Consider the following 13404-nt stretch of genomic DNA (forward strand, 5'->3'; position numbering starts at 1 on the left):
CCCAAGCTACCTACCAAACGGAAGGCTAGCTTTTTCACGCTGCTGCCAAAGTAGTTTGGCTTCTTCTATGGCGTCGTTTACCTCAATACTGCGTAGCAAAACGAGGTAACTTGCCAACGAGCTAATAATAGCTTGCTCACCGTAATCGCTTTCTGCTTTGCCATGCCACACCTCTAGCATATCGCCCACGGCCATGGCCTTATCTTTTAGCGCCCAGCGCTTGGCAATAACAGGGAGAACATATTCATCGGTCTTGCCACCACGGGTAACAAATAACTCTGTTTCCCGCTCGCCATTTACTTCAGGATCGCCGCCGTCACCGCGAAAACACAGTGCATCTATATTGTCGTAGTTTTCGTTCACTCGGCAATGTTTATGATCAAGGTGCATGTGATACACCCCTTGCACACAATACTTGGCGCCAGTGGGGTTTAGCAACCGAGCCAGCGTATTGGCACAAGAGCGCAATCCAAACACCTCTCGCAGTTTAATAATATGGTCTAGCGCAGGCAGCAGACACGAAAGGTCGAGGTAAGTCACCAAATGTTCATCCATCTGGGATTTAGCTTGTGTCACTGTATTCATTGCTGGCAAACCTAGCGTTGGCAACACCGTGCTTGCATATAATCGCCCCGAACCAGGCTCATGGGCGCCGTGCAACATAACTCGCGTACCTTTTTTTACCAGCACCGCCACGGCGAGTAAGTACCACGGAAGTTGTCGTCGCTTTCCTGCATAGCAACCAATATCTAGCACAGGGGCTAGTGTTTGCACCTCGGGCTCAATAAGCTCTCGACAAGCATCCACAAAGCCGATTACTTCTTCGGGCGTTTCTTCTCGGGTACGTAGCAACATTAAAAAGGCACCACGTTGATCGCCGGTAACCTTATTGGCAAGCACCATTTTCATGGCGTGGTACGCCTCTTCGCGCGTTAGGCTTCGACCGCCCCGCTGGCCTTTTCCAATAATTTTTATGTAGTCACTAAATGGAAGCTGCATGGTGTGTTAGGAACGCTTTTTATTAAGTCATTAATGCTATTCACTCTATCATTTTTAAGAAAATAAGGGGAAATAAACCTGCGTTCAGTAACTCATTAATTTCGCCCTCTCGCTTAGTAAGTAAAAGCCTCCTAAGCGCACCTTAGAGTTTAATCTCGCTCATGTTCGCGCTTATGTAGACGTTGAAATTCATACTTATATTCACACCTGCAAAAGTGCGTTTGCATAGATACGTTTACATTGCTAACTATAAGAAGCTTGCCACGCTCTTGCCTTTTACCCCCATTGTTGGATGATTCAGCGGTATAGAATTTTCCTAATCATTACTGGTATAAAAACAAAAATAAGGAATTTGCGATGTCTAATTGCTTACATCTTGCTATCCCTGCAGGCGACTTAGAAAAAGCCAAGGTATTTTATTGTGACGTATTGGGCTGTAAAACGGGTAACAGTGAGGACGGGCACTGGATTGACATTGATTTTTGGGGCAATGAACTCACGTTGCATGAAAGTACCGAACGGTTACCTTCAGTACGTCATGAAGTAGACATGGGTACGGTTTCAGTACCGCATTTTGGTGTTCATATGAGTGAAGATGAGTTTCAAGCGTTGAAGAAGCGTATTGAATCGGCTGGTTTACAGTATTTAGATAAACCCTACCGCCGCTTTAAAGATACAGAGTTCGAACAAGAAACGTTTTTCATCGAAGATCCTAACGGCAATGTACTTGAAATGAAAACGATGACTAACCCTGAAGTATTGTTTCGAACTACCAAATAAAGCGCTCACGTCAACGTGCCAGCGTATTGCTCGCTGGCACGTTTATTTGAGTACTTAGGTTGTTGTTAACCGCAATGTATAAGAAGAAAACCTAGCCGAAGAAGTTGAAGCATATCTTGTTACCGTCAAAGTCTCTCACGTAAGCCGCATAAAACTTTCCAGGTACTCGTTGTCCTGGCGCGCCATCGCATGTTGCCCCAAGAGACAGGGCTTTTTCATGCATTTTATCTACTTTCTGCTTATTGCCTGGTGCAATTGCAAACATATTGCCGTTGCCCGGTGAAGGCTCTTTCTCATCCCACGGAATACACACGGCAATCATTGGCTCTTTCATCGATTTACCAATGTATTTAATTCGGTCCATATTCACCAACCGCTTAACGCCAAAATCTTCTAATAGTGACTCGTAGAATGAGGCTGATTTTTCTATATCGCTCACACCCAAGGTAACGTAATTAATCATCAAGCTTTCCCCAAAACGTAGGTTAGAAGTAGGTTAAAAGTAATTTGAAATGTACTGTGTGATAAAACCTACGGCGGGCGTTACGATAAAGCTCAGTGAGAAATAGCTCAGTGAGGAATATTTAATAAAAAACCGCACTAGTATGCACTAGTGCGGTTTCGTGTTTTTCATGTCGCTCTTAAGTCTCTGTCTGCGCAAACACCTTGCGCTAAGACACTAGACGACCATTTTAATAGGAAGCCTTAGGCAAGCTTATCGGTAGCAACGCGATAACGAGGGTCTTCGTTAACGTTAATTTCTACAAACTTATCGGCTTTACGCAGCAAGCTGCGACACTCGTCGCTGATATGACGTATATGCAGCTTCTTGCCCTGCTCAAGGTATTTATCTGCAAGCGTATCTAGGGCATCGATACCCGACGAATCCCAAATACGAGACTCTCTAAAGTCGATAACCACATCTTCTGGATCGTTGGCAATATCAAACAAGTCTCTAAAATGAGTTACCGAGCCAAAGAACAGCGGCCCTTCTAACTCATATACCTTCCAGTTGTCATCGTCGATATGCGATTTCACGGCAATATGGCGTGCGTGCTTCCAGGCGAATACAAGGGCAGATACGATAACACCAACAACGACGGCAATGGCTAGGTCGGCAATAACAGTAACGCCAGTTACCAAGAAGAGTACAAACGCATCTTCTTTGTTAACACCACGCACAATGCGGAACGATGCCCATTCAAACGTAGCAATAACCACCACGAACATAACGCCAACCAGTGCGGCTAATGGAATCATTTCAATAAGTGGTGCTGCAAAAAGGATGAAGCCAAGCAGTACAAGTGCAGCGCTTATTCCTGATAAACGACCACGGCCGCCAGAATTGATATTGATCATACTCTGACCAATCATGGCACAACCGCCCATACCGCCAAAGAAGCCGTTAACAGTGTTAGCAACGCCTTGCCCAACACACTCTTTATTGCCGCGACCACGGGTATCGGTCATTTCATCAATAAGCGATAGGGTAAGCAGCGATTCAATAAGACCAACCAAGCATAAAATAATAGATGTTGGCAGCACAATCATTACCGTTTCCCAGGTGAAAGGCACCATTGGAATAGCAAAGGTTGGCAACTCACCCGCCAAGGTGGCGCTGTCTTTTTGATCAGCCGGTAGTAAATCTCTTACAAAGTCGATAACCGTGCGCGCTTCTAAATCTAATCCGTGTACTAAAGCGGTAACCGTTACAATTGCCACCAACGACGCAGGTACCGCCTTGGTAAGCTTTGGCAGTAAATAGATAATTGCCATGGTAAGGCCTACAAGACCTAGCATCCAGTACAGCATTGAACCCTGCATCCACTGCAGTTCGCCAAGTGAATTGACTATTTTAAACTGTCCTAGCTGCGCTAAGAATATAACGATAGCAAGCCCGTTAACAAAACCTAGCATAACCGGGTATGGCACCAAACGGATAAACTTACCGAGCTTAAACACGCCGCAGAGTATTTGCAGCAGTCCCGCTAAGATGACGGCTGCAAACAGGTATTGCACCCCATGTTGCGCCACAAGTGCCACCATCACAACGGCCATGGCCCCTGTTGCACCTGAAATCATGCCTGGGCGACCGCCAATGGCAGAAGTAATTAAGCCCATCATAAATGCAGCGTATAGACCAATCATAGGTTCTACACCTGCAACAAATGCAAAGGCTACGGCTTCAGGAACTAGCGCTAAGGCGACAGTAATTCCCGAAAGCACGTCATTTTTTACGTTGCTATCTTTACTGGTTATTAAATCGAACATGTTTTCTCAGAATATAAAGCGTGTTAAACAAAAAGCCCCATTGGCTAAAAGGGCTTACTGGAGAATTGTTGGCGATTCTATCACCATTGCAGCTTAAAATCTTTTAATAGAATGTTAACCATGCAGGCGTGTTGACACGTATTGAAAGCTTATTTGCTAATCATAGAGCTAGACCAAAATTTGGACATGCTGACGATATTATTTGTTAAGGCAGCCGAAAGATTCGACCAAACCACTAATATAAGAGCTGGCATAAAATCTGACAATCTGACATAAAAGCTGACACAGGCGCTATGACATGGCATCGTATCGAGCAAAATTAGCTGCTTATCCTTAATTAATTTCTTATCGCTCAAATCCTTTGTAGTCTGTCGGCTAGTAAACTGCGCAAGAGAAATACACAGCAGCTTTTGTTCAATATCAACATCAACAAGAATATCAATTAGGAGTTATTGTGGTCCCGTACATCCTTACTATTTTATGTGTGCTCGTAGCAGGCGCAATCCATTGGGTTTCGCCAAAGGCGTATTGGAAAGCAACTTTTATGTCTACCGCCGTTATTCTACTTTTCTCAGTAGCAGCACTATTCATATTTAAAGCGTCGGGAATGCTTGTAAGTGAAAAAACAGGCGCTAACGCCGACTTTTCCGGGCAGCTTCTAACAATCAACATACTAGTGGCTTTTTTCGGATTTCTGATTTCGTTGTTTGTTGGATGGTTTCTCCGCGTAGTGAGAAATTAAGAAAAGAAATTAAGAAAAGAAATTAAGGCTTCACTGTAAGCGTTGGCCAAATCTCACACCAGCGCTTCTTTTGAACCCGCTCATTAAATACGTCTGGCCGCGGGTATTTGGGGTTTATACTGATGGTGCCTGCAAAATTAGCCTGCAAACCATAGGGCGCGAGTATATCAAACGGCCCTGCTGTTTCAAACGACGAGCTTAGGCGAGCCTTGGCACTGGCACTGGCAGATAAAGCTACACTGTCTACGGTTGATAACGCTATAGCCAAACAGGTTTCTTTCTCTATCCAATATGAAATAGCCTCTTCACAGTTTTTATAAGGCGCATGTCCGTGCAGTACATGCATACGCGCCTGATTTTTTACCTGCCACTTAACCTGCGGTAATACCTCATTTAACTGCATTTCATAAAAGGTGTCTTTGGCGCGCTGTGTGTCGTTTGCATCAAAATAGATAACGTCAACGTCTTTTAACGGCGTAGGTGTGCTCTTTTGGTGTAAAAAATCCCAAATAGCGTTACGAAGAAAGCCTGCACCTAGGTAACCTTGTGGCAACGCGAGTTGTTGAAGCGCATGTAAGCACGACATGCGCTGAGAGTCTGCCTGTATAATTTCGCAAACGCGCTGATCAAGTTTAAGGCGTTCGACATTGCGCAAAGGATCTTGCATTGACCTTACTGGCGTTTTGATTGCTGTGGCTCACTATTGTGAATATGCAGCTTTTGCTTCCATTTAATAGTGTAAAGGCAAAGCGCCACAACACTGCCACCAGCAAACCAACCTCCAATCACGTCGCTTGGCCAATGAACCCCTAGCAACACTCGAGATAACCCTATGCAAAACACCAATAATGCCGCAGTTGAGTATATCCATGTGCTGACCGCCCTTTGGCCAGAGAAATGGCAAATAAGGTAAGCGAGGTAGAAGTACACCAAGGTAGACAGGGTTGCATGAGCAGACGGGAAACTGTGGGTATACACATCCACATCGTGCTGACTAACCGGTGGACGAGGTCTCGCGATCCCCGCTTTAAGGGCAAAGGCAACAAATAGCCCCAACGCTACTGCCAACACAAAAGTATACGCCTTATTGCGCTGGTTGTGCATGGCGAGGCCGACCGTAACGGTAATAGCCACAAAAAGCAGCACAATATTACTGCCAAGCGCGGTAACATCTCTTAATGCATCTGATACCCATTTAGGCGTGGAATCATCGAGTTTGAGGGCTTGAAATAATGCTTCGTCCATCGGCTGCGCAACACCTAAATGCACAAATAGCATAACCAATACAAAGCAAGTGCCAAGAAGCAGAACCTGAACTGAAGGGGGTTTAAGCATATTAATATAGTGACCAACTTCACTGTTTTGTTTCATGACTAACATCCATTTGTTGCATTTTATTTCACTAGCTGTGTTTTATATCACAAGGAAGTGTCGACCTAGTCGTGCTTACTTCCGCCAAGGCACTTAGGTGATGACAAAGGCTCCCCTCCCCTTTTTACCCACTCTTCAGGGGTATAAGTGTGAAGCGCCAGCGCGTGAACAGGCCCCTCTAAGGCCGGTGCTGCCAATGCGTTTATTTGTCTATGTCTGCCAATTAAACGCTGACCTTCAAAGGCTTCACTCACTACCGTTACTTTGAAATGACTTTGCGCTCCGTCGGGCACATTATGCATAAAGCTTTCGTCCACGACCTCTAAATAGATTGGCGCAATAGCATCTGTGATGGCTGTTTCTAGGAAATCTTTTACTTGCATATCGTCTACCTGCATATCTTTTACCTCAATCTCTTTTATTCGCGTGACTGGCGAACCCATTGAAATTTTTAAGGTGAATTCGCGACTATTAATCGTCTGAAAGTGAGGTTTATTCTACCACCTATCGGTTTAACCGTCTTCGAAATGCCGTGTAAATAATGGCTTTGTGTAGCGCCAGCCATAACCAGTAGACTGCCGTGTTCTAGCAAGTGCGTATAGCGCGCCTTCGTCTCTTTATGCTTAAACACAAAAGGACGCGCCTCTCCCAACGTTACAGAACCAATAACGGGGTTTGGCCCAAGCTCGGGTTCATCATCAGCGTGCAGGCTCATGCTGTCTTGACCGTGTCGGTACCAATTGGCAAGGACACTATTAAAGCGGCTGCCGCATGCTGCGCCACAACAATCCCGTATTTCAGCTAAGGTTGATGTCCACGAGTTAGGCACCATGGTCAGCCCTGAATAGGTATAGGTGCACGTTGGGTCGCCATGCCAGCTCTGTAACCGTGGAATGGGAATAGATTTACCAAACATGCGCAATGAGTCTTGTCTCCACGGCAGTTCGCTTTGCAGGCTGTCGAAATACGTATCGGCGGTAGATTGATTGAAAAAGCGAGGATAATACACAACATCCCCCTCAGGCAGCGGCAGGCGCTGAGGCTTTGGCTTATCAGGTTGATTAAAAAGTGAATATTGCATGTCTTCGCCTAAGTCGCTCTTTTATCCAGTTCGATTGAATATGATTTTTCTCTACCGCCAAGGTTATTTACGGGCATTGTACCAATCTGATCATGCTCTTTTTGCTCGCGAAATGTTACCCTACGCCCATTGCTAACTCCAAAGCACGCCAAGGCATGACACACGTCATCGCTGTTGCCGTCAGAATTTTCGCTAATGAATACAGAATTTATCTTTGCAGACCGAAACTTGTCTCTAATTCGCTATCCTGAAAAGCATCAACATGTGAGCTTACAGGCATGGGACAGCGCCGATGAGTTGCTCATCGACCATGTAGAATCACTGCTCAACGACAATGTGGTCTCTACAGATACTGCCCAGTCTCAGCTTATGATTTTTAATGATGACTTTGGTGCATTGGGGTGCTGGTTTGAGCATTTGAATCCACTTTGGGTATCAGACTCTTACATATCTCGACGCTCTTTGCTGGAAAACTTAGGGCGTAATGCAATAAGCGCAGAGGCGTCGGTAACAGAAACGGCTCCCGTCAATACTATGACCAGCGTTGACAGCTTAACGTTTTCTCCGCAATCAGCCCCGGCTATTGTGGTACTTAAGGTACCAAGAGCACTTGCGCTTTTAGAGCAGCAGCTTATTGATTTGAAGCGTTATATATCTGCTGACACACAAGTGATTGCCGGCGGTAAAGCAAAAGCCATTACCAAATCGGTACTGGCATTGTTTGAAAAGTACATTGGCCCCACCACCACCTCTCTGGCAAAGAAAAAGTCGCGACTGGTATTTTCTCGTCCCGACCTTACCCTTCCATCATATCCGTCGCCCTACCCAACTCGATGGGAATGCAAGGGAACCACAGGCGCGAAAATGACGTTAGACAACGAAGCTAATGTGTTTTCACGTCAGTCCTTAGATATCGGTGCGCGTATTATGATGAAACACATGACGGTGAGCAGCAATGATACGGTTGTCGATGTGGGGTGTGGTAACGGCGTTTTAGGTATTAACGCGCTAACACTTGCCCCAGACTGCAAGGTCATTTTTACCGATGAGTCTTACATGGCATTGGAAAGCGCACGTTTAAACGTGTTGACTAACCACCCAGATAAAATAGACCAATGCACCTTTATTGCTACCAACTGCTTGGAAGGCCTTCTTAACGAGCCGAACACGCCTGCGGTCACTAAGGTGTTGTGTAATCCTCCTTTTCATCAACAAAATGTGATCACCGACCACATTGCATGGCAAATGTTTACCGACTCTCGCGATTTATTAGTACGAGGCGGACATCTTGTTGTGGTAGGGAATCGTCACTTGGATTACCACATAAAATTGAAAAAACTGTTTGGTGGTGTTGATATACTGTCAAACGATAAAAAGTTCGTTATTTTTAGCGTCGCTAAACAGTAAGATTATTTAAAGGATTTACTATGCTAAAGAAGATAAACAACATTCTTTCTAGCCTATTAATGGTGTGTGTTTTTTTGAGTGTAAGCCCCCTTGCGGCTGCGAAAAAAGACGATGGCTCTCAAATACAGCCTGACAACTATTACCCTCGCGTAAAAATGGAAACCACCATGGGTGATATTGTGGTGGAGTTAGATAGAAGACGCGCTCCTATTACCGCGAATAACTTTTTGCGTTATGTAGATAAACAGGCTTACAACGACACTATTTTTCACCGCATTGTACCGGGGTTTGTAGTGCAAGGTGGCGGATACACTTCTGATTTCAACGGTAAGTCGAACTTTCCCGATATTTTTAACGAATCGGGCAATGGGCTCACTAACGACTTACATACCATTGCACTGGCACGTCAAAACGGTCCTCATACCGCTAACCGTCAGTTCTTTTTTAACGTCAATGACAATGAAAGCCTGAACCCTGGACGAGACTGGGGCTATGCGGTATTTGGCTTAATCGTAGAAGGGTCAGATGCCGTTGATGCAATGTCTGAAGTGGAAACCGAGTATTCAATTCGCTTAAACGCGAACAACGTTCCCATTGAGCCCATCGTAATCAAAAAAGTGACCGTGCTTCCGCCGCTATAGTCACACTTTTGCATTAAATGCCCTGCATCAAACGCTGCTTTAACCGTGTCTATAATCGGTTTGCGGTAGCCTATAAAAAACATATGCCACCGCCTTGATGATTCAACTTTCAAAGGCTAGTGGCGTATGAAGCGTTCATTATCAACGTCCGGTCAAATTCCCGTAAAGACGGTATTCATTAGATACATGCCAATTGATAGACACACCAAGCCTAACGTGACCATGGGTATCATCATTGTCGCAACCACTTTTGCCGTTTCTTTACTCGTATCGTTTTTCTGCTTAGTCATGTCTTAGCCCTCAAGAATTAAGCCTTAATTATACGTGATCACCACCTGTAGCCTTAAGCGCTAAACCGCTGATTTTGAGACAATAATTTTTAACTTTTGTTTATGAAATGTTAAAGGTAATCAGCTTGTTTTTCTGACAAGCGCTCATTACTGCCATTAAGCCTACAGGAAAGTTTCTATTTTATTAGGGCGTGTTGATCTTTGCTGTACATTTTTGCAGCGGTCTGTGAGCTATTTAGACAAGGCGAATGGTTGAAGGTCTAGTGGGCTAAATCGAAACCATTTAACGTAGAATAAATAGCTCACAGGTGCTGCCCGAAGGGGGCTAAATGGAAGCATTTTACTCTTTGTCACAGCCCTTTGACTTAGCCCACTAGGCCTACAGGACTTTTTCGCGATTAAAATGCTTCCATTTAGCCCAAAACTCGTACAACAAAGATCAACACGCCCTAATTGCCCATAAATCTGACAGATGAAAACGACGTCACTCAAAAACAGCATATTAATCACCGCATTCGCCGTGGGGTTTATTTGGTGCTTTAAAGCTTTTGAACTCAACTTCAACGTCGACCTAAGTTGGCTCGGAGTTTATCCTTTAGCGCTGCACGGTTTGGTTGGAATTATAACAGCGCCCCTCATACACGGCTCATTAGAGCACATTTTCAACAATACATTGCCCATGTTAGTTCTTGGCTCATTTCTTATCTACGGTTACCCCAAAACACGGTGGCGTGTGTTAATAGCAGTGTGGTTACTATCTGGTATTGGTGTATGGTTGTTTGGACGCGAAAGCTATCATATTGGCGCTAGCGGTTTAACTCATGGTGTATTTTTTTATTTATTCGTGGTGAGTATATTCCGTAGAGATAAACGTTCAGTCGTGCTTATGATGGTTGCTTTTTTCATGTACGGTGGAATGACGATGAGCATATTTCCCCGCCAAGAAGGGATTTCGTTCGAATACCATTTATTCGGTGCTTTGGCTGGTGTTCTTTGTGCCTGTTTATGGCATTCGCTAGATCCAAAACCGACAGTTAAGGCATATTCTTGGGAAGTAGAACCTAAATCGGAAGACCCTATTATCGGTGATCAGTGGCGTCTTGATGGACAAACTGAAGAAAATGAGGGGAATATAAAAACTGTGCCGAATGAAAAGGAAAACATCAATGACCAACGTTAAGCCTAATGCATTTGAATTACTGCTAAGAGTTCGATATGCCGAATGCGACACTCAAAATGTTGTATTTAACGCACGATATGCTGACTACGCAGACTTAGCCGCCACTGAGTTTATGCGAGCGCTAATAGGTGGGTATCAAGCATTAACAAACCAAGGCTTAGATAATCAAGTCGTCAATCTCAATATATCATGGCAAAACTCAGCGAAATTCGACGACATTTTGTGCTTGTCGGTGCATGTAAGCAAAGTTGGCAATACATCTTTTACGATGCAAATTGATATGCTGAATTGGCAAACTAACCACGCTGTAGCATCGGCTGAAATTGTCTATGTGATGGTCGATTCACTGACATTTGAAAAGAAACCCGTACCCCATGAATTTAAAGCAACGTTATTGAAAGGGGCCCCAGGAAAAACGATGAACCTAGCAGGCATTGAGCTTTAGTTTTGACGCTTCAACAGTAACCAATCTCACAACGTGTTAAAAGCTCTAGTGAGCGAGTTACAATAAAACGCCAAAATATTCTTTATCAATTTATTAGTGCGCGAAATGTCTGAGTGCTTGAAAAGAACCCATGCTATGTTTATTTACAGTGATTCTAATTGTTCAATATAACTCGCTGGCGAGGTTATTTTATCCGTCGTTAACCTTTTAAGCTTTTTTAGCATGTCAGATGGGATATACGGCTCCGCAGCTGACCAAAACCCTTCTGCGCCATTAGTACCCGTTCGCAGACTTTGCTGTTTAAAATTGTTCCAGACGTGAAATATGGAATATTTACCCTGTGATAGCTCGCGAGCTTTTAAATCCATCAATGAGTGAATGAACATTCCGCACTGATAGTAAGCTCGATATTGCCCATGCTTGGCAGCATCTATTAATGGGTAACTGACTAAAGCTTTAGCGCAGCCTTTTTTAGCTTCATTCATCTTGTTCTCAATAAATGGCTCGATAGTTTCTGGGTAAAACTCTCGCAACGCTAAGGCTGCCAACCACTCAGCATTACCTTCGTGTAGCCAGCTAGCAGATTTATTAATTACGAGAGATTTACTGTCTTGAAAAAAGTGAGCAGCCTCGTGAGCAAACATCCATAAAGTGGTGGGAATAAAATTTTTACTTTGTAACCGCTCATCAAGATTGTCCATATCCCAGTGTATGAAAACTTGATTGGGAAGCACTCCTCCTTGAATGTCCGTTCCTGGTGCATTCAAATATGAAGTAAACAGCATGGGTTTGACGTCATTATTGTGCTGCCCCAACTTAGATTCAAAAAATGCCATTAGCTTTGGGAGTGTGTGGTTAAGTTCAACCTTAATGACGTGAGGTAGTTCCGTGTCAATCAAGGCCATAAATGCTGGCTCATCAATAGGCATTTGTTCTCCTATATAGACATACTGACCGTCGTTATATCCCAGCCAACTTGCTGCCTGATAATTAATTTTCCCGTTGGCGATAAAGTGACTGTTCTCTTCCACTTCTACGGTGATTTTCCAACCATTGGCATCATCAGAACAAAAATCGAGACACGCAAATAATCGCCCGGTGTGGATAAGCGCACCGCCATCTGAAAATGGTGCAAATGGCGCGTAAGCTTTTGGTAAATGCGTGTAAGTCGGGGTAAGACTAAGTTGAACATAATCAAAGGCCAGTCCATCTTTGCGTCGAATCAATTCTTGATGATCTTCAAAGACAACTTCGAATGCCGTGTTTACGGGCCGCCACCTTGTGGTACGTGCTTCAATTGGTGTGCTTAAAAAAGCTATTTTTTGTGTGGGAGTATTTGCAGAATATGCAATCAACCATTCATCTGAGGTCTTGTTGAGATGAATATTGACCCCAGCTTTAGCAAATGCATTTGTTGAAATGTATAAATAAAGGGCAACAATAAACACTGATAGACATGCTGTTCTCACTATATTTAATTCCTTTTATATAACTCTTCGGTTGAGAGTACATCGTCTTGAATACCTAAGCGATGCAATGCGCTTATGAAACGAATAACAATAAGACCACTCAAATACTCTTTGCCATTTTATTAATAAGCAAAGAGCGAATGCTTTGCAAGCCTAGGTTTGTAAGCCCAGGTTTTTAAGCCCAACTGCCTAAAGCGACAGCCAGTAAAGCGCCTGGACAGGGAATGACTTATCAAAATACCATCCTTGTTTTTCATACCCTAATTTCGTCAGCAGCGCCTGAGAGCGCGTATTATCTGGGTGAGTCATTCCCGTGAGAAAGCGATAACCTTGATTTCTCGCCCAGTGAATCACGAGTTCACAAGCTTCTTGGCAAATGCCTCGTCCTCGCGCTTCTGGCAACAGGGCAAAACCTAAATCCGGGCAGGTGAATGCAAAGCGATTAAACAGCCCGCAGACCCCTAATGGAAGCCCAGTCTCGCTGTGCTCAATAGCAAGCAGTCCGTAGCCCCATTCTTTGCATTGGGCATTAGTACGGGCAATATAGTCGCAGGCATCTTCAAGTGAATCGACTCCGCGACTTCCAATGAACTTTACCCACTGAGGGTCTTGCTGCAGTGCTAACACCCATTCTTTGTCTTCAAAGCTGAGCGCCCGCAGCCGAACTCGTGTTCCCTGAAACCCTATATTCATCTTAATGACACCCTAACCGTTTATTATAGGAAAGA

The 13404-nt window shown here is 44.3% G+C and carries 16 protein-coding genes; 6 read left to right on the forward strand and 10 right to left on the reverse strand.

All coding sequences use genetic code 11. The annotated features are described in order from the left end of the window. Positions 1-6: 6 nt before the first annotated feature. The gene (locus tag JV36_RS0106565; RefSeq protein ID WP_032095701.1) at positions 7-999 is read right to left on the reverse strand and encodes a glycosyl transferase family protein; all 993 of its coding nucleotides are present in this window, start codon (positions 997-999) and stop codon (positions 7-9) included. Positions 1000-1356: 357 nt separating this feature from the next. On the opposite strand from JV36_RS0106565, the gene JV36_RS0106570 reads away from it, so the two are divergent. Continuing rightward, positions 1357-1779 carry a VOC family protein gene (locus JV36_RS0106570; protein ID WP_032095700.1) on the forward strand — a complete coding sequence of 141 codons (423 nt, stop codon included), beginning with the start codon at positions 1357-1359 and terminating at the stop codon, positions 1777-1779. A 91-nt stretch (positions 1780-1870) separates the two neighbouring features. Here JV36_RS0106570 and JV36_RS0106575 read toward each other — a convergent pair whose 3' ends face one another. Both JV36_RS0106575 and JV36_RS0106580 read right to left on the reverse strand, forming a co-directional pair. Next, on the reverse strand, positions 1871-2242 hold the full coding sequence (locus JV36_RS0106575) for a VOC family protein (protein ID WP_032095699.1): 372 nt from the start codon (positions 2240-2242) through the stop codon (positions 1871-1873). Positions 2243-2484: 242 nt separating this feature from the next. Next, on the reverse strand, positions 2485-4050 hold the full coding sequence (locus JV36_RS0106580) for a SulP family inorganic anion transporter (protein ID WP_032095698.1): 1566 nt from the start codon (positions 4048-4050) through the stop codon (positions 2485-2487). A 454-nt stretch (positions 4051-4504) separates the two neighbouring features. On the opposite strand from JV36_RS0106580, the gene JV36_RS0106585 reads away from it, so the two are divergent. Next, the gene (locus JV36_RS0106585; protein WP_032095697.1) at positions 4505-4792 is read left to right on the forward strand and encodes a hypothetical protein; all 288 of its coding nucleotides are present in this window, start codon (positions 4505-4507) and stop codon (positions 4790-4792) included. A 22-nt stretch (positions 4793-4814) separates the two neighbouring features. Here the strand turns inward: JV36_RS0106585 and JV36_RS0106590 are convergent, their stop codons facing one another. From JV36_RS0106590 to JV36_RS0106605, 4 genes are all read right to left on the reverse strand, one after another. Continuing rightward, positions 4815-5459 (reverse strand): nucleotidyltransferase family protein, encoded by a 645-nt coding sequence (locus JV36_RS0106590; protein WP_032095696.1) that lies wholly within the window; start codon positions 5457-5459, stop codon positions 4815-4817. Positions 5460-5464: 5 nt separating this feature from the next. Next, the gene (locus tag JV36_RS0106595; protein WP_032095695.1) at positions 5465-6163 is read right to left on the reverse strand and encodes a phosphatase PAP2 family protein; all 699 of its coding nucleotides are present in this window, start codon (positions 6161-6163) and stop codon (positions 5465-5467) included. A 65-nt stretch (positions 6164-6228) separates the two neighbouring features. Continuing rightward, complete coding sequence (locus JV36_RS0106600; protein WP_032095753.1) at positions 6229-6546, reverse strand: BolA family protein; 318 nt, start codon at positions 6544-6546, stop codon at positions 6229-6231. A gap of 68 nt (positions 6547-6614) precedes the next feature. Next, the gene (locus JV36_RS0106605) at positions 6615-7244 is read right to left on the reverse strand and encodes an alpha-ketoglutarate-dependent dioxygenase AlkB family protein (RefSeq protein WP_032095694.1); all 630 of its coding nucleotides are present in this window, start codon (positions 7242-7244) and stop codon (positions 6615-6617) included. A gap of 195 nt (positions 7245-7439) precedes the next feature. On the opposite strand from JV36_RS0106605, the gene JV36_RS0106610 reads away from it, so the two are divergent. Further along, positions 7440-8651: a methyltransferase gene (locus JV36_RS0106610; protein ID WP_032095693.1), complete on the forward strand. Its 1212-nt coding sequence runs from the start codon at positions 7440-7442 to the stop codon at positions 8649-8651. Between the two features lie 59 nt (positions 8652-8710). Beyond that, complete coding sequence (locus tag JV36_RS0106615) at positions 8711-9292, forward strand: peptidylprolyl isomerase (protein WP_052010138.1); 582 nt, start codon at positions 8711-8713, stop codon at positions 9290-9292. A gap of 152 nt (positions 9293-9444) precedes the next feature. Here JV36_RS0106615 and JV36_RS19695 read toward each other — a convergent pair whose 3' ends face one another. Continuing rightward, on the reverse strand, positions 9445-9582 hold the full coding sequence (locus JV36_RS19695; protein ID WP_160173351.1) for a hypothetical protein: 138 nt from the start codon (positions 9580-9582) through the stop codon (positions 9445-9447). Positions 9583-10054: 472 nt separating this feature from the next. Between JV36_RS19695 and JV36_RS0106620 the strand changes: the two genes are divergently transcribed. Then, the gene (locus JV36_RS0106620) at positions 10055-10762 is read left to right on the forward strand and encodes a rhomboid family intramembrane serine protease (protein ID WP_032095692.1); all 708 of its coding nucleotides are present in this window, start codon (positions 10055-10057) and stop codon (positions 10760-10762) included. Next, positions 10749-11207 (forward strand): acyl-CoA thioesterase, encoded by a 459-nt coding sequence (locus JV36_RS0106625; RefSeq protein WP_032095691.1) that lies wholly within the window; start codon positions 10749-10751, stop codon positions 11205-11207. Before JV36_RS0106620 ends, JV36_RS0106625 begins: the two co-directional genes overlap by 14 nt. A gap of 143 nt (positions 11208-11350) precedes the next feature. Here JV36_RS0106625 and JV36_RS0106630 read toward each other — a convergent pair whose 3' ends face one another. Next, positions 11351-12655, reverse strand: coding sequence for a hypothetical protein (locus JV36_RS0106630; protein ID WP_032095690.1), 1305 nt, complete (start codon positions 12653-12655; stop codon positions 11351-11353). 210 nt (positions 12656-12865) lie between these two features. Then, entirely contained in the window at positions 12866-13369 is a 504-nt protein-coding gene (locus JV36_RS0106635) for a GNAT family N-acetyltransferase (protein ID WP_032095689.1), read from the reverse strand. Positions 13370-13404: the final 35 nt, after the last annotated feature.

The organism is Alteromonas sp. LOR (genome assembly GCF_000753865.1).
Taxonomy (GTDB): Bacteria; Pseudomonadota; Gammaproteobacteria; order Enterobacterales; family Alteromonadaceae; genus Alteromonas.

What these genes read in the sequence shown, in the direction of transcription:
- JV36_RS0106615 (WP_052010138.1), top strand. Translation starts at nt 8,711, where the DNA reads ATGGTGTGTGTTTTTTTGAGTGTAAGCCCCCTTGCGGCTGCGAAAAAA.
- JV36_RS0106620 (WP_032095692.1), top strand. Translation starts at nt 10,055, where the DNA reads ATGAAAACGACGTCACTCAAAAACAGCATATTAATCACCGCATTCGCC.
- JV36_RS0106570 (WP_032095700.1), top strand. Translation starts at nt 1,357, where the DNA reads ATGTCTAATTGCTTACATCTTGCTATCCCTGCAGGCGACTTAGAAAAA.
- JV36_RS0106600 (WP_032095753.1), bottom strand. Translation starts at nt 6,546, where the DNA reads ATGCAAGTAAAAGATTTCCTAGAAACAGCCATCACAGATGCTATTGCG.
- JV36_RS0106580 (WP_032095698.1), bottom strand. Translation starts at nt 4,050, where the DNA reads ATGTTCGATTTAATAACCAGTAAAGATAGCAACGTAAAAAATGACGTG.
- JV36_RS0106610 (WP_032095693.1), top strand. Translation starts at nt 7,440, where the DNA reads ATGAATACAGAATTTATCTTTGCAGACCGAAACTTGTCTCTAATTCGC.
- JV36_RS0106625 (WP_032095691.1), top strand. Translation starts at nt 10,749, where the DNA reads ATGACCAACGTTAAGCCTAATGCATTTGAATTACTGCTAAGAGTTCGA.
- JV36_RS0106575 (WP_032095699.1), bottom strand. Translation starts at nt 2,242, where the DNA reads ATGATTAATTACGTTACCTTGGGTGTGAGCGATATAGAAAAATCAGCC.
- JV36_RS19695 (WP_160173351.1), bottom strand. Translation starts at nt 9,582, where the DNA reads ATGACTAAGCAGAAAAACGATACGAGTAAAGAAACGGCAAAAGTGGTT.
- JV36_RS0106595 (WP_032095695.1), bottom strand. Translation starts at nt 6,163, where the DNA reads ATGAAACAAAACAGTGAAGTTGGTCACTATATTAATATGCTTAAACCC.
- JV36_RS0106635 (WP_032095689.1), bottom strand. Translation starts at nt 13,369, where the DNA reads ATGAATATAGGGTTTCAGGGAACACGAGTTCGGCTGCGGGCGCTCAGC.
- JV36_RS0106605 (WP_032095694.1), bottom strand. Translation starts at nt 7,244, where the DNA reads ATGCAATATTCACTTTTTAATCAACCTGATAAGCCAAAGCCTCAGCGC.
- JV36_RS0106590 (WP_032095696.1), bottom strand. Translation starts at nt 5,459, where the DNA reads ATGCAAGATCCTTTGCGCAATGTCGAACGCCTTAAACTTGATCAGCGC.
- JV36_RS0106565 (WP_032095701.1), bottom strand. Translation starts at nt 999, where the DNA reads ATGCAGCTTCCATTTAGTGACTACATAAAAATTATTGGAAAAGGCCAG.